Below are 21,255 nucleotides of genomic sequence, written 5' to 3'. Positions count from 1 at the left end.
TGTACGCGCTTACAGGGTGTGCTTTCGTGGCTGAAACCCCGGGTTAACACTGATAATTTAACGATTTATACCAATTGACAGATTTTAGTGTGATGCCAAATAATGTAAGCGCTTACAAGTCAACAAAGGAGAGTTTGGTGACAACTGCGAAAACCGTTCACCCCCTGGCCGCCAGCGGCCTGAATCGCACGGGTGCGCGCCTGCATCCGGTCGCACGGGGGCTCTTGCAGGTCATGGCAGCGCTGTCCGGGCTGCTGCTGGTCTGGTGGCTGCTGACCGATGCCACCGGGTTGATTTCGAACATGCGGTTTCCTGCTCCGGCTGAAACGCTGGCGGCCTGGAAGCAAATCGTGTTTGACGGCTACAGCAATGCCCGCTGGCATGAGCATGTACTGCGCAGCGTGCGGCTGGTGACCATGGGATTCGTGGTGGCTTCCACCTTGGGCGTGGTGCTTGGACTGGCGATGGGCGCAAGCCGCACGGTGGAGGCGCTGGCAAATCCGGTTTTCCTGTTCCTGCGTCCCATTCCACCGCTGGCCTGGATTCCGCTCGCCATTGTCTGGCTGGGACTGGGCGACGCTGCCAAGGTGATGGTGATTTTCGTTGCGGCCTTTGTGCCGTCGGTCATCAACACCTTCAGCGGCGTGCGGCAGATCGACCAGCCCTTGCTCGAAGCCAGCGCCATGCTCGACATCAAGGGCTGGCGCTACTGGAAAGAAGTCCTGATTCCCGGTGCGCTGCCCAGCATCTTCACCGGTCTGCGGCTGTCGCTGCAGGCTTCCTGGACCACGCTTGTCGCCGCAGAACTGGTGGGCGCGATTGCCGGCCTGGGCCAGATCCTGAACCAAGGCTCGCAAGACATCTACCCGCCCATGATCCTGGTCGGGATGATCAGCGTGGCCCTGTGCGGCTGGCTGATGACGCTGGCCCTGGGCTGGCTTGAGAAAAAGGCAATGCCCTGGAGGACGCTGTAATGCTGCAGCCACCTTTGCCGCCCGTCCGGTTCTGGGCACTGAGCGCTGCGGGCGCCGCCGGTTTTATCTTCCTGTGGTCCGCTATGGCCCTGTCCGGCTGGGTACCGCATGCCTTTTTGCCCGCACCCTGGGAAATCATCGAGCGGCTGATTCAGCTGACCCGCGAGCCGTTTGCCGGCTACACCTTGCAAGTCCATCTGCTTTCCAGCCTGCAGCGGTTTGCCATGGGCTTTACCCTCGCGGTGATGGTCGGCATCCCTTTGGGGCTCGTGATGGCCTGGTTTGCCTGGGTTGACAGGATCGTGGGGCCCTTGTTTGAAGCCGTGCGCTTTGTGGCGCCGATTGCCTGGGTGCCGTTCGCTGCGCTCTGGTTTGGCACCGGCATCGGCGGGCCGGTGCTGATCATTTTCATGGGCGCGCTGCCGCCAGTGCTGATCAACACCTACCGCGGCGCCAAATACGTGGACCGCAAATACATCGAAGCCTCCAGCATGCTGGGCGCAGGGCCATGGCGGGGCATTACCCAGGTCATGCTGCCGGCGGCCGTGCCTTCCATCGTCGCGGGCCTGCGCATCTCGGCCGGCTTGGCCTGGCAGTCGCTGGTGGGCGCCGAACTGATCGTGGCGTCCAGCGGCGTGGGCTACCTGATGGTCAAGGGCCAGGCGGGCCTTTCCACGGCTACCGTGATGAGCGGAATGATTGCCATCGGCCTGGTCGGCCTGGTCATCGACGTGCTGCTGCGCCGCCTGCAGCAGACCATTGAAACACGCCGCGGCCTGTGAGCCCGGCCGGTACACCCTCCGAGTCAACAACAGTCAACAAAGGATGCTTATGGCCAACATTCAATTCAACAATGTCGAGCGAACCTTCAGCCAGGGGGGCCAGGACTTTGTTGCGCTCAAAGGTGTCAATCTGGAAGTGGGCGACCGCGAGTTCGTGGCCATCGTCGGGCCTTCAGGCTGCGGCAAGACCACCTGCATGCGCATGGCGGCCGGCCTGGAGCATCCGACAGGCGGCGAGGTGATGGTGGACAGCGAAGTGGTGAGGCGGCCCGGACCGGACCGGGCGGTGGTGTTTCAGCAATTTGCCCTTTTTCCCTGGAAATCCGTTTGGGACAATATTGAATTTGGTTTGCTTTCCCTGGGCATTGACTCGGCAGAGAGGAAAAAGCGCATTGAGCAGTACATCGACCTGATGGGCCTGAAGGGCTACGAAAAGGCCTTTCCCCACCAGCTGTCGGGCGGCATGCAGCAGCGGGTGGCCATTGCCCGGGCCTATGTGCTGGACCCCAAGGTATTGCTCATGGACGAGCCTTTTGGCGCGCTCGACGCGCAGACCCGTGTCGTGATGCAGGAAGAACTGGTGCGCCTGGCGCGCCGCCATCCCCGTACCGTGCTTTTCATCACCCATGCGGTGGAGGAGGCGGTTTACCTGGCCGATCGTGTGGTGGTGATGTCGCGCCGGCCCGGCACGATTCGGGAAATCATCGACATCAAGTCCGTCCGTGTAGCTGAAGGCTGGGACAGCTTGCCGTGCATCGAAGACGTGATGGACCAGCCTTCGTTCGTTCACCTGCGCACGCATATCTGGAAACTGCTGCGCGAGCAGCATGCTGGCGCCGTTCACTGAGTATCAATTTTTCATTGGCCATTCATAAAACTTCAGGAAACTCCCATGACAACCTTTTTGCGCAACATCTTGCTGAGTGCCGTTGTCGCCAGCACCAGTCTGAGCGCCCAGGCCCAGGCACCACTGACCGAAATCAAGGTCAGCTACCAGCCGGCCCTGTACTGGGCATTGCCCTTTTATGTGGCGACAGAAAAGAACTGGTGGGCCGAGTTAGGCCTCAAGCCGGTGTTCAGCATTTTTCCTGCTGGTGTTCCGCAAATGGCGGCATCAGCAGCCAAATCATGGGATGTGGGTGCTACCGGCTCAGTTCCGGCGGTGCTGGGTCATGTGCGTTTTGGCATCAAGACCATCGGCCTGACCAATGACGAGTCGGACGCCAATGCCTTGATGGTCAGCAAGGCCGTGGCAGACCAGATCACCAAGAACCCGGCTTCAATGAAGGGCCAGACCATCTTGCTCACCAGCAACTCCACCGGCGATTTCGCGGTCCAGTCGTGCCTGAAGAAATACGGCCTGACCAAACAGGACGTGATGATGAAAAACATGGGGCAGGCCGAAATCATCTCGGCGCTGGCATCGGGCGGCGCCAACCTGGCCGGGCTATGGGCGCCCAATACCTATGCGGTCGAGGAAAAAGCAGGTGCGGTCCAGCTTTGCTCGGGCAAGGACGGCGGCGCGATCGTCCCGGGCGCGCTGATTGCGCGCGGTGAATATGCAGAACAAAAACCAGAGGAGGTGGCCAAGTTTTTGTCGGTCTACCTGCGGGCCTGGTCGTGGATGAATGCCAACCGGCCAGAGGCGATTGCGATGATGCGAAAGTTCTACGAGCAGGGCGGTGTGAACATCACCGACGCGTCGCTGCAAAAAGAATTTGCAAAGCGCCCGACCTTTAACCTGGAGCAGCAGCTGGCCCGCATGGACCGCAGCCGTGGAAGTTCCGACATGGATGCCTGGTTTGGAGAGATTTCCACGTTCATGCGTGGCACTGGCGCCATCAACACCGTGCCGCAGGGCAGCGAATACATAACCGATGCCTATATGAAGCGCGTCAACGCCGACCCCAAACTGCGCGAATTTGCCAACCGGACCAAATAAATCCACAGCAAGCACCAGAACGTCTGGCATTGATGGGCTTCCTTTTTCAATTTTTCACTTGCAAGCCCTTTCACGCGTGCCGCAAGCAATGCTTTTTTATACATTCCAAAGGAGATGGACATGACCGTGAGCTATTTGAAAAAAGCCGACAAGACCCCCGAAACCGAAACGGCCAGCGCCCAGCAGGTCGTCACCACCATGCTGGCGGAGATCGGCGCCAAGGGCGAGGCGGCGGTGCGCGCCTATGCAAGCCAGCTGGACCAGTGGCAAGGCGACATCGTCGTCACACGCGACGAGATTGATCGCCGTAGCGCCGAGGTGCCCGCCCAGGTGCGCCAAGACATCGATTTCGCCATCAGGCAGGTCAGCGCCTTTGCGCTGGCGCAGCGACAGTCGCTGCAGGAATTCTCGGTGGGCCTGCATCCGGGCGTGACGGCCGGCCAGCGCGTGTTGCCTGTCAATGTGGCGGGGTGCTATGCCCCTGCCGGGCGCTATGCGCATATCGCTTCGGCCTACATGGGCGTGGCCACTGCCCGGGCGGCTGGCGTGAAGACCATCATTGCCTGCTCGGGCCCGTTTCGCGGCGGGCCCATGCATCCTTATCTGCTGTACGCCTTTGACCGGGCCGGTGCCGACGTCATCATGACCTTGGGCGGGGTCCAGGCCATTGCCTCCATGGCCTATGGCCTTTTCACCGGAAAGCCTGCCGATGTCATCGTCGGACCCGGCAATAAATTCGTTGCCGAAGCCAAGCGCACCTTGTTTGGCAAGGTCGGGATCGATGTTTTTGCCGGCCCGTCGGAAGTGGCGGTCATAGCCGACGACAGCGCCGATCCGGCCCTGGTCGCCAGCGACCTGGTGGGCCAGGCGGAGCATGGCCACGAATCGCCTGCCTGGCTGTTCACCACGTCCCGGGCACTGGCCGAACAGGTCATGCAAATGGTGCCGGCGCTCATCGAAAAATTGCCTCCCACGGCCCGCGATGCCGCCGCCTGCGCCTGGCGCGATTACGGCGAAGTGATGGTGTGTGACACCCGCGAGGAAGTGGCAGCGCTGTCAGACCGCTATGCCAGCGAGCACCTGGAAGTGCATACCCGCGACCTGGACTGGTGGCTGGCCAACCTGACGTCCTACGGCTCGCTGTTCCTGGGTGAGGAAACCACGGTGGCGTTCGGCGACAAGGCCAGCGGGCCCAACCATGTGTTGCCCACCAAGGGCGCCGCCCGGTATTCGGGAGGCCTGTCGGTGCACAAATTCATGAAGACCCTGACCTGGCAGCGCATGACGCGCGAAGGCGCCCGCGATATCGGCGAAGTCACTGCCCGAATTTCGCGGCTCGAAGGCATGGAAGCCCATGCCCGCACGGCCGATGACCGGCTGGCCAAGTATTTCCCTGGCGTCTCGTTCGAGTTGGGCGAGCCTGTGTCGGTATGAAGATCGCTCAGCTGTTCGACCTGTCGGGCCGGCGCGCGCTGGTCACCGGCGGCAATTCCGGCATCGGCGAAGCAATGGCGCGTGCGCTGGGCTTGGCGGGCGCGCAGGTGCTGCTGATGGCGCGGCGCCAGCCCGAGCTCGATTTGGCTGCCGCCCGACTGAGCGCCGAGGGGGTTGCCGTCACCGCCCTGGCGGCCAACCTGGCCAACCCCACCGAGGCACGGCAGGCGGCCCTGGCCGCCCAGGATTTGCTGGGCGGCGTCGATATCCTCGTGAATGCTGCCGGCATCAACATGCGCCAGACCTTTATGGAAGTCACGCCCGAGAGCTGGACGACCCAGTTGGCCTTGCACCTGGCTGCGCCTTTCTTCCTGACACAGGCACTCGCGCCGGCCATGAAGGCGCGTGGCTGGGGCCGCATCATCAACATTGCATCGCTGCAAAGCTGGCGCGCCTTTGCCAACAGCGCACCCTACGGCGCGGGCAAGGGCGGCGTGGTGCAACTGACCCGGGCCATTGCCCAGGAATGGTCGCCCCACGGCATCACCTGCAATGCCCTGGGGCCGGGATTTTTCCCGACCGCGCTCACCGCCGCCGTGTTCGACAACCCCGAACTGGCCCAGCGAAATGCGGCGCAAACCTGTGTCGGTCGCAATGGGGAGCTAACCGACCTGTATGGCGCCACCGTGTTTCTGGCCAGCCAGGCCAGTGCCTACATCACCGGCCAGACGCTGATGGTCGATGGCGGTTTCACGGCGCGTTAACTCCTGTTAACTCCTCCAAAAGGATGAATCCTATGAAAGCGCTTGTCTATACACAGCCCAATGAACTGCAGCTCCAGGAACGCCCCCGGCCCGAACTGGTGGCGGGCGAAGTGGTGCTGAAAATCGATGCGGTCGGCATCTGCGGCTCCGACATGCACGCCTGGCATGGGCATGACCCAAGGCGCAAGCCGGGGCTGGTGCTGGGCCACGAGTTCGTTGGCACGGTGGCCGAGTCGGCTGCTGTCGGCTTTGAGCCGGGCACGCGCTTTACCGGCAACCCGCTGATCACCTGCGGCATTTGCGACTATTGCGTGCAGGGCCGCAACAACCTGTGCATCAACCGCACCATGGTCGGCATGACCCGGCCCGGCGCCTATGCCGAGTACATGAGCATTCCGGCGGCCTCGCTGATCGCCATGCCGCAGGACATGCTTGACGTGGCAGCAGCTCTTACCGAGCCGGCCGCCACGGCCTGGCACGCCGTCAACCTGTCGCTGCGCGTGCTTCCAAGGCCTGTTCATGAATGCCGGGTACTGGTGATTGGCGGCGGCGCCATCGGGATGCTGGCTGCCTTGCTGCTCAAGCACCTGGGCGTGGTGCGGCTCACCCTGAGCGAGCCCAATGCCCTGCGCCGCGAAGCCGTGCAGCGCCATGCCAGCTGCGACACCCTGGACCCCCGCGAACAGGCGCCTGGCGAAAACGAGTACGACTATGTACTCGATGCCGTGGGCGCCAAAGTCACCCGCCAGCAGGCGTTTGCTGCCATCCGGCCCGGCGGCGTGATCATGCATGTGGGCCTGCAGGACTGGTCCAGTGAAATCGACATGCGCAAGCTGACGCTTTCAGAAATCACGCTGCTGGGCACCTACACCTACACCACCGCCGACCTGCGCGCCACCGTAGCCGCCCTGCACGCGGGCGTATTCGGTGACCTGGCCTGGGTCGAGCAGCGGCCGCTGGCCCAAGGCCAGCGTACCTTCCAGGACCTTGACGAGGGGCTTTCCGCATCGGCCAAGATCGTCCTGCGCCCCTGATTGACGGTCGCCAATGCGGCACTCGCGGGGATAACCAGCAGCGCTTATCGCCCCCTCGCAGTATTTCAGATCAACAACCACAGGAGACAAAATGCAGCAACAACCCCAATCCTTGCCACGACGCCACATGCTGGCTGGCAGTGCAGTCGCGCTGGCCAGCGTCGGGCTGGCCAGCTTTACGCGAGGCGCCGTGGCCCAGGCCGCCCCCAAACCAATGCCCGCCTATGTGAGCTGGAAAGAGCCTTCGAACTTCATCGTCCACAGCAACACTACCATTGAAACCAGACGCAGCGCCTTTGGCACAAGCGTCATCACGCCTTCTGAGCAGCTCTACATTCGCAACAACCTGCCCGCACCCGACAGCGCCATCGTGACCGACCGGGATGCCTGGGAGATCGCGGTCGAAGGCGTCAAGAACCCCCGCAAACTGAGCCTGCGCGAACTCAAGACCCTGGGCGTCGAGACCACTGCCATGGTGCTGCAGTGCTCTGGCAATGGTCGCGGTTACTTCCCCAGCAAGCCCAGCGGCACGCCCTGGCAGGTCGGCGCCGCAGGCTGCGTGATCTGGAGTGGGGTGCCTGTACGGTTGGTAGCCCAGGCATTGGGCGGCGTGGGCGAAGGCATGAAATACATGACAGGGACCGGCGGTGAAAAATTGCCTGAAGGACTCGATCCCAAAAGCGTGATCGTCGAGCGTTCGGTACCCACATCGGCCATGGCCGATGCCTTGCTGGCGTGGGAGATGAATGGTCAGCCCATTCCCCTGGCGCATGGCGGTCCGTTGCGCCTGATCGTGCCTGGCTATACCGGTGTCAACAACATCAAATACATCAAGGAACTGGCGTTTACCGCCAAGGAGACCGATGCCCGCATCATGTCGCACGGCTACCGGCTCTCACCGCCCGGCGCCAAGGGCGACCCAAGCCAGCCTTCCGTTCAGGAAATGTCCGTCAAATCCTGGATCAATTCGCCCAATGCCGACCAAGGGCCTGTCAAGGCCGGGACGGTACAGATTCTGGGCGTGGCGTTTGGGGGCTTGAACGCTGTAGCCAAAGTCGAAGTGTCGCTCGACGGCGGAAAATCCTGGGCATCGGGCCGCTTTGTGGGGCCGGATCTGGGGAAATACGCTTGGCGACAGTTTGTCTTCGTCGCCAAGATGCCTGCTGGAGAATTCACGCTGGCCAGCCGTGCCACGGACAGTGCCGGCAATGTGCAGCCCGAGCAGCGCGTGGAAAATGCCGGCGGCTTCAACAACACCAGCTGGGCCGATCACGCGGTGAAGGTGACGGTCGCATGAAACCGCTTTATCTGCTGGCCGCATCAGCCTGCCTGGGAACCGGTGCATGGATGCCCGCGGCTGCTGCCGACGACACCGCGCAACTTGAACTGGGCAAGAAGCTGTTCACCCAGCTGGCAGTTCCCGCCTGTGCGCTTTGCCATACGCTCAAGGACGCCGGAACAGAAGGCGCTGTCGGCCCCGTGCTTGACGAACTCCAGCCGGATGCCACGCGGGTGGCGACTGCGCTGCGCAATGGCATTGGGCAAATGCCTTCTTACAAAACATCGCTGAGCGAGGCACAAATACAGGCCATTTCGAGCTATGTCGCCAAGGCCAGCGGCGCCACCAAGTAAACCAACCCGCCCAGACACATTGGGTCTGGGCGATATTTTTCGACAAGCCTATTGCTTTTTTGCTTCAAGGGCTCCGGTAGCCACTACAAAATAGATAGCAAATTGCGCACGCAGTCATTGGGCTGGAGTCGCATTTCATGCTTTAATTTCATTCTCAGGCAGCATCGCGCATGCGCGAAACATAGTCGACATCGCGCGTGTCGACTACGGAAATCCGGAATTCGGCAGGCTTGCGGTCAAAGGTATAAGCCACGCGTTCGATGCGCAGCACCGGCATGCCGGCAGGCAGGTTCAGCAAACGGGCGCTCTCCAGGCTGACCAGTTCGGCGCGTACCCGTTCGTCGGCCTCCACGATCGTGATGCCGAAGGCTGACTGGTAAAGCCCGTAAATGGTGGCCGTCCGCTTGGTAAAAACGTCCTCGGTGAGGCCGGGAAACATGGTGGCCGCGATGACGATATGGTCATGAATGACGGGCCGGCCCTTGAGCAGCAGCACGTTGTCGATACAAAACACCGACTGGGTACCATGCAGGCCAAGTGCCTGCGCTTCTTCGCGCGTGGCGCGGGACCGGGTGAACGTGTGCAGGCGCACCTGCGGGAACTCGCTGACGCCGTCACGTCCGGCAATCTTGAAGAACTGGAACATGAACCGCTCGCGGTCCATCTTGCCGACAAAGGTGCCGCGTCCCTGCTGGCGCACCAGCACATGCTCGGCCACCAGTTCGTCCACCGCGCGCCGCACGGTGCCGATGGACACGTTGAAGCGCCGGGCAAGATCGGTTTCATTGGGCAGCGCCGCACCGGGCGCGGCAACGCCGGACTGAATGTCTGCAATCAACTGCCGCTTGACTTGACGGTACAGCACGGTCAGCGCCTCCCGTTTGAAACCATGACGAACTCGCCGCGCGCCACCAGGGCGATGCCTCCTGCAGCCAGGGAGCGGCTGGACTTTGAGCCGGCGTTCATGAAGTCAATGGAGCGAAATGCTCTGGGCTGGCTGCTTTTTTTTTCACGATGGGGATTTGCTCATGGGTGGTTGCGCTGGAGAGCCAGCGCTGTCTCCGCGCCAAGCGGTGAACAAGTCCTGAAGACTGTGCTGGCCGGGCTGATTGTAAAAGCCCTTGTTGCGCCCGCTTTTTCAGTGCGCTCCCAGTTTCAGCACCATGATGGCCGCCAGCACGAAGGTGGCGATCACCGCCGTTTCGGTCACCAGCATCACCACAGGCTGCCAGCCGAGCTTTTGCAGGTCTTCGAAGCTGGTCTTCACGCCCGCAGCGGAAATGGCGATCACCAGGCACCAGCGCGAAATGTCGTTGGCCGACTGCACGACAGCCGCCGGCACCATGCCGGTGCTGGCCACCAGCACCAGAACGATGAAGCCGATCAGGAAAGTGGGCACCAGCGGCACCTTGTCCCTTACCGAGCCTTCCTCTATCGCCGCCTCGGGGTTCTGGCGGTAGGCAAAGGCGATCAGCAGCACCACCGGCATCAGCAGCACGACGCGAAACAGCTTGACCACCGTGGCCGCATCGCCGGCTTCCTGGCCCATCATCATGCCGGCGGCCACCACCTGCGCCACGTCATGGATGGTGCCGCCCAGGAAAATGCCCGACTGCACCGGCGACAGATCGAGCAGATGCATGAAGAACGGGTAGAGCACCATGGCGGTGGTCGACAGCACGGTCACGCCCACCACGGCCAGCAGGGTGAAACGCTCGTTTTCCTTTGTCTGGGGAAGCACCGAAGAAATGGCCATGGCCGCCGACGCGCCGCAGATGCCAACCGAACCGCCGGACAGGATGCCTTCCTCGATGGGGCGCTTGAGCCAGCGCGCCAGCAGCAGGCCCGAACCGATCGTGAGGGCGACGGCCAGCACCAGCACCACGCCCACGCTCATGCCCAGTTGCGAGACCTGGCCCAGCGTGATGCGGATGCCCAGCAGCGCGACCCCCACCCGCAGCACCGTCTTGGCGCAGAAGTTGATGCCGATCCGGGTGCTTTCCTGCAATGACAAAAAATGCAGCGACAGCCCGATCAGCAAGGCATAAAGCAGTTGCGGGCCGCCGTAGTGTTCCGACAAAAAAGTGGCCGACAACGCGATCACGGCGCAGATCAGCGCGCCAGGGACGCACCCTTTGAAGTAGCTTCGGCTCAATTCCATCAGGTTCTTCGAGGTCGGTTCAGGTCAAGGCGTGGATCGCATCGAGGGTCGCCTGGGCCACGTCGATGCCCGAAGCATCGGCCCTGGCCATGAGGTCGAACCGGCGCTGGCCGGGCAACCGCACGCCCTCGTCCACCAGCATGGCCGACAGCAGGGCTTCGATCCGCTCGCTGTAGACGGCGGAGCCGCCCAGCGCACCCGGATCGATGACGATGAAAGCCTGGCCCAGCCGGGGCTGGTTGCCTTCATCGACAAAAAAGGTGTCAGCCTCGGCGCCAAAGTGCGCACCGGTCAGCGTGGTCACCAGCAATTCGACCATCAGGGCCAGCATCGCGCCCTTCACGCCGCCCATCGGCAGCATCGAGCCTTCCATGCCTTTTTTCGGGTCGGTGGTCGGGTTGCCGTCGGCGTCCAGCGCCCAGCCCAGCGGAATGGATTCGCCTTTTTTGGCCGCCACCATCAATTTTCCGCGCGCTACCTCGGACAGCGACAGGTCGATGCTGAGCGGATTTTTGCCTTCACGCGGGAAGATGGCCGCAATCGGGTTGGTGCCGAAAATCGGCCGCTTGCCGCCCGCCGCCGGCATGGCCGCCGGCGAGTTGCCGCAGGCAATGCCGACCATGCCGGCGCCGGCCACGGCGTCCAGGTGGTAGGAGGCCATGCCGAAGTGGTGGCTGTTGGTGACTGCGGCAATCGCAATGCCGGTCTGCGACGCACGCCGGATGGCTTCGTCGATGGCCATGCGGCAGGCCGGGAAGGCAAAACCGTTGCCGGCATCGATCAGCACGGCGCTGGCGCGCTGGTTCCTGATCACCGGCACGGCATCGCCGACCACGCGCCCCGCCTTGAGATGGCCGACATACATGGTGACGCGCGACAGGCCATGCGACGGCAGGCCGCTGGCTTCGGCGGCCACCAGGGCCAGGGCCGTGGCGCTGGCCTGCGCGGGCGAGGCGCCGGCTTGGGTCAGCGCGGCTTGCACCAGGGTATTGAGTTCTTCGTACGAGTGCAGCATGGGGGTCAGGCTTTCAGGGCGCGGGCCACGGCGGCCGCAATCAGGGTGGAAACGCGCACATTGGACTCGGCGGTGACGCCGGCCACATGCGGCGTGAGTATGGCATTCGGGCAGCCTTCCCAGGGCGTGCCGGCGCCCAGCGGCTCGGGCTCGAATACGTCGAACGCCGCGCCGCCCAGACAGCCTTCGCGCAAGGCGGCAGCCACCGCCGCTTCATCGGCAATGCCGCCGCGCGAGGTGTTGATCACGACGGCGCCGCGCTTCATCTGCGCAATGCGCTGTGCCGACAGCAGGTTGGCCGTGCCGGGCGTCAGCGGCACATGCAGGCTGACCACGTCGGCCTGCGCGATGAGTTCTTCGAGCGACGCGCATTGCACGCCGGTTTCCTGCCACACCGGGCTGCCTGGCGCGAGCATCGGGTCGTGCGCCATCACGCGCATGCCCAGGCCCTGCGCCAGCCGGGCCGTCAGCCGGCCAATGCCGCCAAAGCCGACCAGCCCCAGGCAGGTGCCTGAAATCTCGCGTCCGTTAGACAGCGCCGCCCGGGGCCATTGGCCGCTGGCAACGGTCTCGCTGGACAAATAGACGCCGCGCAGCAGCACCATCGCGGTGCCGATCACGTACTCGGCGACGGCCAAGGCGTTCGCGCCGGTGGCGGGAATTACCTGCATGCCGCGCGCTTCGCAGGCGGCCACGTCGATGTTGTCCAGACCCACGCCGAGCCGGCCAATGACTGTGGCCCGGGCGCAGGCTGCCAGTAATTCGCCGCGAATCTGGGTGCGATTGCGCACGATCACGGCATCGGCATCAGGCACTTCGACCATCAGGCGGGCCGCATCGTCCACCAGCCTGGGGTCGTAGACGACGTTGAACGCCGTGCGCAGCGAAGCGACGGCCGCTTCGTCCATGAACTCGGTAATGACAATTTTTTTCATGCTGGGTGCGCCTTAGCCGGCCTGGATGTTGCGGACCTTGACGATCTCGCGCCAGCGCGCCACGTCTTTCTTGATCAGTTCGCCAAATTCGGCCGGGCCCAGGCCCGTGGGCGTGAAGCCCATGGACGCCACGCGGTCCGCGACTTCCCTGGACTTGACCGACCGGATGGCTTCGGCCGAGACTTTGTCGATGATGGCCTTGGGCGTGCCGGCCGGCATCATCAGGCCGGTCCAGTTTTCCAGTTCAACGCCGGGCAGGCCGGCTTCGGCAAACGTTGGCACGTCGGGCAGCAGCGGATGGCGCTTGGCCGATGTCACGGCCAGTGCGCGCAGCTTGCCGGCCTTCACGTAGGTCGAGCATTCGGGCAGGTTGGAAACGATGAAATCGAGCTGCGAGCCCAGCAGGTCGTTGAGCGATGGCGCGCCGCCCTTGTATGGGATGTGCGAAACGTCGATCTTGGCATTGAGCGCCAGCAGTTCCAGGCCCAGATGGGGCGGTGTGCCATTGCCGCTGGAGCCGGCATTGAGCCGCTTGGCGCGGGCCTGCACCAGAAAATCGGCCAGCGTCCTGGCGGGGTTACTTTCATTCACGACCAGCACCAGCGGGCTGGTGGCCAGGTGGGCCACAGGCGCGAGGTTTTTTTCAAGGCTGTAGGGCAGGTTGGTGAACAGCGACTGGTTGACGGCATGGGCCAGCGTGATGGCCAGCCAGGTGTAGCCGTCGGGCGCAGACTTGGCGGCCAGGTCGGCGCCCAGGTTGGCGCTGGCACCGGCGCGGTTGTCCACCAAAACGGATTGCTTGAGCGCCATGCCGGCATTGAGCGCGATCAGTCGTGCCATCACGTCGGTCAGGCCGCCCGGCGGAAACGGAACGATGTAGCGGATCGGCTTGGATGGATAGGCGCCCGAGTCCTGGGCCAAAGAGAGGGAGGGAACAAGCGACACGGCCGCAGCCGATGCAATCGCGTGAAGGGCAAAACGCCGTGTGATCATTCAAATCTCCGTAGGTTGGGTTGGCTCTGTTTCCAATACAGGCATGCACAGCGGCGCTTCGCGCGCGCATGCACGACGTTTGCAAGTAACCTTGAAATGCCCTGCTGCGGCCTGGGCCGCAGCAGGAAAGCGCAGTCAGCGCGTGGCGCTCAGGCGCTTTCGAACAGGCGGGTCATCACGAATTCGCGGTGGCCCAGCGCCTCGGCCGAGGTGAAGCGGCCGTTGACGGTCTGCATCATCATGTCGAGCAGCGCGTCGCCGGCGGCATCCATGGTTTGTTCGCGCTGCAGCAGGCCGGAGCAGTCCACGTCGATGTGCTCGCTCATCAGTCGCACGGTGCGCGGGTTGGCGCAGATCTTGATGACCGGCACGATGGCATTGCCGATGACGTTGCCCTGGCCGGTGGGGAAGAGATGCACCGCAAAGCCCGAGGCGGCGCACAGCGTGACCATTTCTGCAGCGGCGGACGATGAGTCCATGAACCACAGGCCTGGCTTGTCGGGCATCTCAGCCTTGCCAAGCACGCCGTCGACCATGCATTTCTTGCCGATTTTCTGGATGTTGCCCAATGCCTTTTCCTCAATGGTCGTCAGGCCGCCGGCGATGTTGCCCTTGGTCGGCTGCGAGTCCGACAGGTCGGTCGTGGCGTGGCGCTTGATCATGGCCTGGTAGTCGTCGAACATCTTCATGAAGTCGGTGCGGACCTTCTCGGTGCGGCATCGAGCGGCCACCAGGTGTTCGCCGCCGGTCAGCTCGGAGGTTTCGCCGAAGACCAGCGTGGTGCCCAGGTCGTACAGCTTGTCAAAAGCATTGCCCACCGTCGGGTTCGCGCCGCAGCCCGACGTGGTGTCGGATTCGCCGCATTTGGTCGATACCCACAGGTCAGAGATTGGGCATTCGACGCGGAACAGGCTGGTCGCGTGCTGGATCATCTTCTTGGCGGCCTGCGACGCCTTCATGATGGTTTCGTGGTCGCCATGGCCTTCGATGCCGAAGCCGACCACCGGCTTGCCGGTGGCGGCAATGCCGTCCACCACCTGCTTGGTCCAGCTGTCCTCGATGCCGATCACCACCACGGCGGCGACGTTGGGGTTGGAACCGGCGCCGATCAGCGTGCGGAAATGCAGCTCCAAGTCGGCGCCGAATTGCAGGCGGCCATAAGGGTGCGGAATCGCCATGGTGCCCTTGACCGCGTGGGCAACGGCCTCGGCTGCGGCGTTGGACAGGTCGTCCAGCGGAAGGATGATGACGTGGTTGCGCACGCCGACGCGGCCGTTTTCGCGGCGGTAGCCCCAGAAAGTCGTGTTTTTGTCGATGATGGACATGAGAGAAAACCTTGAATGGAATTGAATGGGCGGAAGGACGGGCGGCGGCGATTTACCAGCGCTTGGTCTTGATGTTGTGGACGTGGGCATGGTCGCCAATGGCGATGGGCGCCACGACCTTGCCGATGTCGGTGCCGTATTTCATGACGGTGTCGCCCGCAGCCATGTCCTTGACCGCCACCTTGTGGCCGATCGGGATGGCCGCATTGGCCTTGATGGTGATGGTGCGGTCATCGTCCAGAATCAGGGCGGTCATGTCCTGGCCGGCCTGGATGCCTTCGACAACAACGACAGCGACGCTGTCTTTTTCTTCGTGCAATACGCAATGGATCACTGAAATTCTCCTTGAGTGGATGAGCAATCGAGGGACCGGGTCCCGTTAATCTGAAAGGTCGCGACAGCATTTGTCTGCCAGATAAATATAGATCATCTATATGACTCGGTGACTAGGGTTATCCCCATGGTTGGTGTCAAAATGCATTTTTTGTCTTTTCGGCTATGCCGTGAGCAATACAGCTATGCGTTCCAAGGAAGGGTAGGCATAAGGATTCGTTCGTAAATGAGTGAGACCGCCCGCAAACTTTCGCCAGGCTTGCGTTTCAGTGATTTGAGATATGCCTTTTGGTTTAACAAACTACCGCTAATTTTGAAACCCGTTTTTTGCTGGTACAGCCCAGTCTGCAAGCGTCCAGGGGGGTCGATGGGCGGACAAACAGGCACAATACCGACCTTTTTAAACCAGCAGGAACACACGCATGCCGCAACTTCATTTCGTGAAACAAGGCCAAGGCCCCTTGGTTGTATTGAGCCATGCCCTGGGCTGCGACCTGACCATGTGGGACGGCGTGGCCGCCGCGCTGCAGGATCGTTACACGGTGCTGCGCTATGACCACCGTGGCCATGGCCGCTCTGCCGCCGCCGCTGGCGCCTACACCATTGACGACCTGGCCGACGACGCAGCCGGCCTGATTCGGGCGCAAGCCACCGACCCGGTGCATTTCGTCGGCCTGTCCCTGGGCGGCATGACCGCCCAGGCACTGGGGGCGCGCCACCCGCAATTAGTACGTAGCCTCGTCATTGCCAACTCGGCCAGTCATTACGACGATGCTGCACGGGCCATGTGGCAAGCGCGCATCGACACCGTGCTTGCCCAGGGCGTGGCGCCGATTGCCGAAGGCGCCATGCAGCGCTGGTTCACGCCGGAGTTTCGCGCTGATGCGAACGGCGGCAGCGCCCGCGTGGCCGCCCTGCGCGCGGTGCTCGAAGCCACCGCGCCCGGTCCTTACGCCGCTGCCTGCGCTGCCGTGATGCAGATCGACCTGGATGCCGGAAACGCCCGCATCACCTGCCCGACGCTGGTCGTCGCCGGCAGCCGTGACGAGGCCACGCCGCCCGCCATGTCGCATGCGATTGCCCGAGGCATTGCGGGCGCGCAGTTGCGCAGTCTGGACGCTGCGCACCTGAGCGCGGTGGAGCAGCCCGAAGCCTTTGCACGGCTGTTGACTGATTTCTGGAGCGGGCTTTAAGCAAATCAGCACCGGCCGCCTGTGCCGCGACGCTTCAGCGCAGCGGCGTGGTGAGCAGCAGGGCGGCAAAGGCCCGCGCCGCCGCGCTGCGCGAAGCACCGCGCCGCCACAAAATTCCCGCATGGCGCACCATCTGCGGCTCGGTCAGCGCGATGGCATGCAGATCCGGCGCCTGCCGCGCGGCGCGTTCGGGCACGATGCTCGCCAGATCGCTGTGGCGGCACACGCCCAGCAAGGCTTCCACCGAGTCCATCTCCACCCTGACCGTCGGCGCCACGCCGGCCTGACGCAGGCTGGCGTCAATGAGCCGGCGCGTGGCAAAGCTGCGCGGCAGCAGCGCCAGCGGCAGGTTCGCCAGCGCCTTCATGGCCAGGCTGCGCCGCCTCGCCAAGGGATGCAAGGCGCCTACCACCAGCAGCATGCGCTCGTCGAAAAGCGGCTCGGTCTCGATCTCCTCGTGTTCGGTCGGGTGAAAGGCAATGCCCAGGTCCAGCTCGCCGCGCAGCAGCAAGGCCTCAATCGAGCCTGCGCGCAAGTCGCGCACCTCCACCATCACGCCGGGGTGCGCCTGGCTGAAGGCTGCCACCGTGGCCGGCACCACCGTGTTCAGGAAAGTCGGAAACGCACCCACCGTCAGCTTGCCGGACTGCAGCCCGCTCAGGTCGGCCAGCGCCATGCGGCCGGCCTCTATTTCCTTCAGCGCCCGGGTGGCATAGACGCGAAATTCGGCCCCGGCTTGCGACAGCTTCAGACCCCGACCCAGCCGGTCGAACAGGGTCACGTTCAGCTCCTGCTCCAGCTGGCGCAGGCCGTGCGACAGCGTGGACTGGGTCACGAACAGGTTTTGTGCCGATTGCGTCAGGTGCTCGGTCTGGGCAATGTCGAGAAAGTAGCGGAGCTGGCGGATTTCCATCCTTTTATCGTACTTCAATCGTTCGGTTTCATCGAACGATTTGTGCCAAATAAATCATTGGAAGCGGGTCTTGTTTGCCCTTAATCTTCAGCTGTTTTCCACTTTTGAAGCAAGGGTCACTTCCATGACGAGACGTTTTCCGATTGAGCGCATCGAGGCGCGGATTTTGGACATTCCCACCATCCGTCCGCACAAGCTGTCGTTTGGCTCAATCAGCCGCCAGAGTCCCGTCATTGTCCAGCTCTGGCTGGCCAACGGCGCTTGCGGCTTCGGCGAGGCGGCCACTATTGGCGGGCCGTCGTGGAACGAAGAGTCACCCGAAGGCATCCAGCATGCCATCAGCGCCTACCTTGCGCCCGCGCTGCTCGGCCAGGACGGCGCCTGCTTTGAACCCGCGCTGACCCGCATGGACCTGGCCTGCAAGGGCAACGCCTTTGCCAAGAGCGCCGTGGAAATGGCGCTGATCGATGCCGTGGCGCGCTCGTTGAGTCTGCCAGCCTGGCAACTGCTGGGCGGCAAGCGCCACCAGAGCCTGCCCCTGGCCTGGACGCTGGCCAGCGGCGACGTGGCCCGCGACCTCGAAGAAGCCCAGCTGCGCCTGGAGCAAAAGCGCCACCGCATCTTCAAGATGAAGATCGGCGCCCGAAGCCCGGCGCAAGACGTGGCCCATGTGTCGCAAATAGCGCGCGGCCTCGAAGGCCGGGCCACGCTGACGGTCGATGTCAACCAGGCCTGGGACGGCAGCACCGCGCGCCGCTACCTGCCGCAACTGATCGATGCCGGGGTGACCCTGATCGAGCAACCCGTGGCCAGGTGGAACGTCGAGGCGCTCAAAATCCTCACGGCCACACTGGGCGACCGCGCCAGCATCATGGCCGACGAGACCGTCTGCACCCCGCAGGACGCGATGCTGCTGGCGCGCGCCCAGGCCTGCCACGTGTTTTCGCTCAAGGTGGCCAAGCATGGCGGCCTGCTGCGCACGCGCCAGGTGGCGGCCGTGGCCGACGCGGCCGACATCGGGTGGTACGGCGGCACCATGCTGGAAACCTCCATCGGCAGCGCGGCCGCCGCGCACCTGTTTTCCACGCTGGGAACGCAGCACCACGGCTGCGAGCTGTTTGGCCCGCAGCTGCTGGTGGACGACCTCGTCACCGAACGCATGGCGATCTGCGACTACGAACTGCAGCTGCCTGACGGCCCCGGCTTTGGCGTCGAGGTGGACATGGCCCAGCTCAACCGTTTTGACCGCGCCCGCACCGGACTGACATCAGTCCATATCGACCTCGGCCAACGTGCCGCCACTTTTTAAGGAGCTACCCCATGCTGTTTTTAGTTCGTATGGATGTGAACATCCCGCGTGATCTGCCTCTTGACGAGGCCAACGAGATCAAGGCTAGAGAAAAAGCCTATTCACAGGACCTGCAGCGCGACGGCCGCTGGAAGAGCATCTGGCGCGTGGTGGGTGAATACGCCAACTACAGCATTTTCGACGTGTCGTCCAACGACGAGCTGCACCAGCTGCTGCAAGGCCTGCCGCTGTTCCCGTTCATGAAGATCGACGTGACGCCGTTGGCCGCCCACCTCTCGGCCATTGCCTGAGCTTTACACCGCATTACAAAAAAATCCACGGAGACAAGGCCTTGAAAACTCAACTGCTCACCCTGCTGGCCGCAGGCCTCGCCCTGGCCGCCGCGCCTGCTGCCCACGCGCAGGCTGCCGGCGTCGACTGGCCCAGCAAACCAATCCGCTGGATCGTTCCCTTCCCCCCAGGCGGCGCCATGGACGCGATTGCCCGCACGCTCGGCGAGAAAGCCGGCAAGACACTGGGCCAGCCCTTCGTCATCGAGAACAAGCCCGGCGCGGGCGGCAACATCGGTGCCGATTTTGTCGCCAAGGCGCCCGCTGACGGCTACACATTGATGATCACCTCCATCGGCATGGCGACCAACAAGCCGCTGTACGGCAAGCTCAACTACGATCCGGTCAAGGACTTTGCCCCGGTGAGCCTGCTGGCCGTGGTGCCCAACGTGCTGGTGACCAATTCGACCCAGCCCGGCGTCAAGACCGTGGCCGATCTGGTGGCCGTCGCCAAAAAGGAGCCCGGCAAACTGACCTACGCCTCGGCCGGTAACGGCACCTCGATCCATCTGGCGGGGGAAGTGTTCACCTCCCTGGCAAAAATCGACATGCTGCACGTCCCCTACAAGGGCAGCGGCCCGGCCGTGGCGGACCTGCTCGGCGGCCAGGTCAACTACATGTTTGACAGCATCACCTCGGCCCGGCCCCACATCGAGTCGGGCAAGCTGCGCGCGCTGGGCGTGACCACCGCCAGGCGCTCCAGCGCCTTGCCCAATGTGCCCACGCTGGCCGAAGCCGGTGTGCCCGGCTACGAAGTGTCGCCCTGGTTTGCCGTGTTCATGCCGGCCGGAACGCCCAAGCCGGTGATCGCCAGGCTCAACGCCGCCTTGCTCGATGCCATGAAGCAGCCCGATGTGCGCGCCCGCTTTGAGACGATTGGCGCCGAACCCGTTGGTTCGACGCCCGACGAGCTGGCCGCGCACCTGACGCGCGAATCAGCCCGCTGGAGCAAGCTGATTGCCGAGCGCGGCATCAAGCTGGACTGAGTGCATTGCGCACAACAACCTTTTCCTTTTCCCCCCCGTTCCCACCATAAAACCACCCCCAGGAGATACCACCATGAATGAACTCAACCAAGCCCAATTGCTGGAACTGGTCAACACCAAGCAGATTGCGCAAGGCAATCCGCGCGTCCGCGCCCTGACCCAGCGCATCGTCACCGATCTGTTCAAGACCATTGACGAGATGGACGTCACGCCCGACGAATTCTGGAAGGCCGTGGACTGGCTGACCCGCCTGGGCCAGACCGGCCAGTTCGGCCTGATCACCGCCGGCCTGGGTTTTGACCGGCTGATCGACATCCGGCTGGACGAAGCCGATGAAAAAGCCGGCCGCGCCGCCGGCACGCCGCGCGCCATCGAAGGCCCGCTGTTCGTCGCCGGCGCCCCCACAACCCAGGTGGAAACCCGCCTGGACGAGGGCGAGCCCAAGGGTGAGATTTTCGTGATGGAAGGCCAGGTGCTGGACACTGACGGCCAGCCTGTGGCCAACGCCATGATGGACGTGTGGCATGCCAACGAAGTGGGCGGCTACTCGCACTTCTTCCCCGGCATGAAGCCCTACGAGTTGCGCCGCCGTATCGAGACCGATGCGCAAGGCAATTACCGTTTCCGCTCCTTCCTGCCACCAGGCTACGGCATTCCGCCGAACAGCCCCACCGCCGAGCTGTTTGAAGCGCTGGGCCGGCACGGCAAGCGTCCTGCGCACATCCACTTCCTGGTGGTCGCGCCCGGCCTGCGCACGCTGACCACCCAGGTCAACATTCCGGGCGACACCTACATCGACGACGACTTTGCCTTCGCCACCCGCGATGGGCTGATCATTGAACTGGAAAATGATGTCGCTCCGGCTGGCTACGAGTCGCTGGGCATCACGGCGCCGTTCACCCGTTCGCGCTTCAACTTCGTGATGCAAAAGGCCCTGAACGAAGACGAAACGTCGCCCGCCGCCCGCATGGCGCGCGTGACCGCCAACGCCTGAGTTTGAGCGCCCCACGAACCTCGGTTCGTTAAGCAGCTATGCCAACGCCGGCCAGAGGAGCTTTCCCTGGCCGGCGTTTGACCTGAGTGTGTTGCAGATGCGTTTCGGCGTGGCAATTTCAGGGTGTTGGCGCGAAATCACGTTGACGTGTACTCTCGGCGTTCAAGCGCCAGGCAGCTTTTGCTACTGAATTAATAGCTGCTTGCG

At 63.3% G+C, this 21,255-nt stretch carries 22 protein-coding genes; 14 read left to right on the top strand and 8 right to left on the bottom strand.

Annotated features, from left to right (window positions below; all coding sequences use genetic code 11):
• Positions 1 to 137: 137 nt before the first annotated feature.
• From EC86_RS0107710 to sorU, 9 genes are all read left to right on the top strand, one after another.
• Positions 138 to 974, top strand: a complete 837-nt coding sequence (locus EC86_RS0107710) for an ABC transporter permease (RefSeq protein WP_036772926.1) — start codon at positions 138 to 140, stop codon at positions 972 to 974.
• Positions 974 to 1,756 (top strand): ABC transporter permease, encoded by a 783-nt coding sequence (locus EC86_RS0107705; RefSeq protein WP_029525089.1) that lies wholly within the window; start codon positions 974 to 976, stop codon positions 1,754 to 1,756. Before EC86_RS0107710 ends, EC86_RS0107705 begins: the two co-directional genes overlap by 1 nt.
• Positions 1,757 to 1,805: 49 nt before the next feature.
• Positions 1,806 to 2,603, top strand: a complete 798-nt coding sequence (locus EC86_RS0107700) for an ABC transporter ATP-binding protein (RefSeq protein ID WP_029525088.1) — start codon at positions 1,806 to 1,808, stop codon at positions 2,601 to 2,603.
• Positions 2,604 to 2,648: 45 nt separating this feature from the next.
• Positions 2,649 to 3,698 (top strand): ABC transporter substrate-binding protein, encoded by a 1,050-nt coding sequence (locus EC86_RS0107695; protein WP_029525087.1) that lies wholly within the window; start codon positions 2,649 to 2,651, stop codon positions 3,696 to 3,698.
• Positions 3,699 to 3,818: 120 nt separating this feature from the next.
• A complete protein-coding gene (hpsN, locus tag EC86_RS0107690) occupies positions 3,819 to 5,132 on the top strand; it encodes a sulfopropanediol 3-dehydrogenase (protein ID WP_029525086.1) in 1,314 nt (437 codons plus the stop codon).
• On the top strand, positions 5,129 to 5,896 hold the full coding sequence (locus EC86_RS0107685) for an SDR family NAD(P)-dependent oxidoreductase (protein ID WP_029525085.1): 768 nt from the start codon (positions 5,129 to 5,131) through the stop codon (positions 5,894 to 5,896). The genes hpsN and EC86_RS0107685 overlap by 4 nt, the downstream gene beginning before the upstream one ends.
• Positions 5,897 to 5,928: 32 nt before the next feature.
• Positions 5,929 to 6,930 carry an alcohol dehydrogenase catalytic domain-containing protein gene (locus EC86_RS0107680; protein ID WP_029525084.1) on the top strand — a complete coding sequence of 334 codons (1,002 nt, stop codon included), beginning with the start codon at positions 5,929 to 5,931 and terminating at the stop codon, positions 6,928 to 6,930.
• 91 nt (positions 6,931 to 7,021) lie between these two features.
• Complete coding sequence (gene sorT, locus EC86_RS0107675) at positions 7,022 to 8,227, top strand: SorT family sulfite dehydrogenase catalytic subunit (RefSeq protein WP_029525083.1); 1,206 nt, start codon at positions 7,022 to 7,024, stop codon at positions 8,225 to 8,227.
• Positions 8,224 to 8,562 carry a SorU family sulfite dehydrogenase c-type cytochrome subunit gene (gene sorU, locus EC86_RS0107670; protein WP_029525082.1) on the top strand — a complete coding sequence of 113 codons (339 nt, stop codon included), beginning with the start codon at positions 8,224 to 8,226 and terminating at the stop codon, positions 8,560 to 8,562. The genes sorT and sorU overlap by 4 nt, the downstream gene beginning before the upstream one ends.
• A gap of 154 nt (positions 8,563 to 8,716) precedes the next feature.
• Here the strand turns inward: sorU and EC86_RS0107665 are convergent, their stop codons facing one another.
• From EC86_RS0107665 to EC86_RS0107635, 7 genes are all read right to left on the bottom strand, one after another.
• Positions 8,717 to 9,427 carry a GntR family transcriptional regulator gene (locus EC86_RS0107665; RefSeq protein WP_051675782.1) on the bottom strand — a complete coding sequence of 237 codons (711 nt, stop codon included), beginning with the start codon at positions 9,425 to 9,427 and terminating at the stop codon, positions 8,717 to 8,719.
• A 273-nt stretch (positions 9,428 to 9,700) separates the two neighbouring features.
• Positions 9,701 to 10,723, bottom strand: a complete 1,023-nt coding sequence (locus EC86_RS0107660) for a YeiH family protein (RefSeq protein WP_029525080.1) — start codon at positions 10,721 to 10,723, stop codon at positions 9,701 to 9,703.
• Positions 10,724 to 10,742: 19 nt separating this feature from the next.
• Positions 10,743 to 11,738, bottom strand: coding sequence for an Ldh family oxidoreductase (locus EC86_RS0107655; RefSeq protein ID WP_029525079.1), 996 nt, complete (start codon positions 11,736 to 11,738; stop codon positions 10,743 to 10,745).
• Between the two features lie 5 nt (positions 11,739 to 11,743).
• Entirely contained in the window at positions 11,744 to 12,673 is a 930-nt protein-coding gene (locus tag EC86_RS0107650) for a hydroxyacid dehydrogenase (RefSeq protein WP_029525078.1), read from the bottom strand.
• Between the two features lie 12 nt (positions 12,674 to 12,685).
• Positions 12,686 to 13,666 carry a Bug family tripartite tricarboxylate transporter substrate binding protein gene (locus EC86_RS0107645; protein WP_029525077.1) on the bottom strand — a complete coding sequence of 327 codons (981 nt, stop codon included), beginning with the start codon at positions 13,664 to 13,666 and terminating at the stop codon, positions 12,686 to 12,688.
• A gap of 149 nt (positions 13,667 to 13,815) precedes the next feature.
• On the bottom strand, positions 13,816 to 14,991 hold the full coding sequence (locus EC86_RS0107640; protein WP_029525076.1) for a UxaA family hydrolase: 1,176 nt from the start codon (positions 14,989 to 14,991) through the stop codon (positions 13,816 to 13,818).
• A gap of 52 nt (positions 14,992 to 15,043) precedes the next feature.
• The gene (locus EC86_RS0107635; protein WP_029525075.1) at positions 15,044 to 15,325 is read right to left on the bottom strand and encodes a UxaA family hydrolase; all 282 of its coding nucleotides are present in this window, start codon (positions 15,323 to 15,325) and stop codon (positions 15,044 to 15,046) included.
• 421 nt (positions 15,326 to 15,746) lie between these two features.
• On the opposite strand from EC86_RS0107635, the gene pcaD reads away from it, so the two are divergent.
• A complete protein-coding gene (gene pcaD / locus EC86_RS0107630; RefSeq protein WP_029525074.1) occupies positions 15,747 to 16,517 on the top strand; it encodes a 3-oxoadipate enol-lactonase in 771 nt (256 codons plus the stop codon).
• Between the two features lie 34 nt (positions 16,518 to 16,551).
• Here the strand turns inward: pcaD and cynR are convergent, their stop codons facing one another.
• On the bottom strand, positions 16,552 to 17,430 hold the full coding sequence (gene cynR, locus EC86_RS0107625) for a transcriptional regulator CynR (RefSeq protein ID WP_029525073.1): 879 nt from the start codon (positions 17,428 to 17,430) through the stop codon (positions 16,552 to 16,554).
• Between the two features lie 124 nt (positions 17,431 to 17,554).
• Here cynR and EC86_RS0107620 point away from each other — a divergent pair, with 124 nt between their 5' ends.
• The 4 genes from EC86_RS0107620 to EC86_RS0107605 all read left to right on the top strand — a co-directional run bounded on the left by EC86_RS0107620 (position 17,555) and on the right by EC86_RS0107605 (position 21,048).
• The gene (locus tag EC86_RS0107620) at positions 17,555 to 18,739 is read left to right on the top strand and encodes a muconate cycloisomerase family protein (protein WP_029525072.1); all 1,185 of its coding nucleotides are present in this window, start codon (positions 17,555 to 17,557) and stop codon (positions 18,737 to 18,739) included.
• Positions 18,740 to 18,750: 11 nt separating this feature from the next.
• Positions 18,751 to 19,029, top strand: a complete 279-nt coding sequence (gene catC, locus EC86_RS0107615; RefSeq protein ID WP_029525071.1) for a muconolactone Delta-isomerase — start codon at positions 18,751 to 18,753, stop codon at positions 19,027 to 19,029.
• A 41-nt stretch (positions 19,030 to 19,070) separates the two neighbouring features.
• Positions 19,071 to 20,054 (top strand): tripartite tricarboxylate transporter substrate binding protein, encoded by a 984-nt coding sequence (locus EC86_RS0107610; protein WP_029525070.1) that lies wholly within the window; start codon positions 19,071 to 19,073, stop codon positions 20,052 to 20,054.
• 73 nt (positions 20,055 to 20,127) lie between these two features.
• Entirely contained in the window at positions 20,128 to 21,048 is a 921-nt protein-coding gene (locus tag EC86_RS0107605; RefSeq protein ID WP_029525069.1) for a dioxygenase family protein, read from the top strand.
• The last annotated feature ends 207 nt before the right edge of the window (positions 21,049 to 21,255 follow it).

This window comes from Polaromonas glacialis (assembly GCF_000709345.1).
Lineage (GTDB): Bacteria > Pseudomonadota > Gammaproteobacteria > Burkholderiales > Burkholderiaceae_C > Polaromonas > Polaromonas glacialis.
This window is presented reverse-complemented; position numbering and strand designations above follow the sequence as displayed.

Bases quoted from the DNA above. Each gene is read 5' to 3' on its own strand.
- hpsN (WP_029525086.1), top strand. From the start codon at position 3,819: ATGACCGTGAGCTATTTGAAAAAAGCCGACAAGACCCCCGAAACCGAA.
- EC86_RS0107620 (WP_029525072.1), top strand. From the start codon at position 17,555: ATGACGAGACGTTTTCCGATTGAGCGCATCGAGGCGCGGATTTTGGAC.
- EC86_RS0107685 (WP_029525085.1), top strand. From the start codon at position 5,129: ATGAAGATCGCTCAGCTGTTCGACCTGTCGGGCCGGCGCGCGCTGGTC.
- cynR (WP_029525073.1), bottom strand. From the start codon at position 17,430: ATGGAAATCCGCCAGCTCCGCTACTTTCTCGACATTGCCCAGACCGAG.
- EC86_RS0107640 (WP_029525076.1), bottom strand. From the start codon at position 14,991: ATGTCCATCATCGACAAAAACACGACTTTCTGGGGCTACCGCCGCGAA.
- EC86_RS0107700 (WP_029525088.1), top strand. From the start codon at position 1,806: ATGGCCAACATTCAATTCAACAATGTCGAGCGAACCTTCAGCCAGGGG.
- EC86_RS0107680 (WP_029525084.1), top strand. From the start codon at position 5,929: ATGAAAGCGCTTGTCTATACACAGCCCAATGAACTGCAGCTCCAGGAA.
- EC86_RS0107705 (WP_029525089.1), top strand. From the start codon at position 974: ATGCTGCAGCCACCTTTGCCGCCCGTCCGGTTCTGGGCACTGAGCGCT.
- EC86_RS0107695 (WP_029525087.1), top strand. From the start codon at position 2,649: ATGACAACCTTTTTGCGCAACATCTTGCTGAGTGCCGTTGTCGCCAGC.
- EC86_RS0107660 (WP_029525080.1), bottom strand. From the start codon at position 10,723: ATGGAATTGAGCCGAAGCTACTTCAAAGGGTGCGTCCCTGGCGCGCTG.
- EC86_RS0107655 (WP_029525079.1), bottom strand. From the start codon at position 11,738: ATGCTGCACTCGTACGAAGAACTCAATACCCTGGTGCAAGCCGCGCTG.
- EC86_RS0107650 (WP_029525078.1), bottom strand. From the start codon at position 12,673: ATGAAAAAAATTGTCATTACCGAGTTCATGGACGAAGCGGCCGTCGCT.
- sorU (WP_029525082.1), top strand. From the start codon at position 8,224: ATGAAACCGCTTTATCTGCTGGCCGCATCAGCCTGCCTGGGAACCGGT.
- EC86_RS0107645 (WP_029525077.1), bottom strand. From the start codon at position 13,666: ATGATCACACGGCGTTTTGCCCTTCACGCGATTGCATCGGCTGCGGCC.
- pcaD (WP_029525074.1), top strand. From the start codon at position 15,747: ATGCCGCAACTTCATTTCGTGAAACAAGGCCAAGGCCCCTTGGTTGTA.
- sorT (WP_029525083.1), top strand. From the start codon at position 7,022: ATGCAGCAACAACCCCAATCCTTGCCACGACGCCACATGCTGGCTGGC.
- EC86_RS0107605 (WP_029525069.1), top strand. From the start codon at position 20,128: ATGAATGAACTCAACCAAGCCCAATTGCTGGAACTGGTCAACACCAAG.
- catC (WP_029525071.1), top strand. From the start codon at position 18,751: ATGCTGTTTTTAGTTCGTATGGATGTGAACATCCCGCGTGATCTGCCT.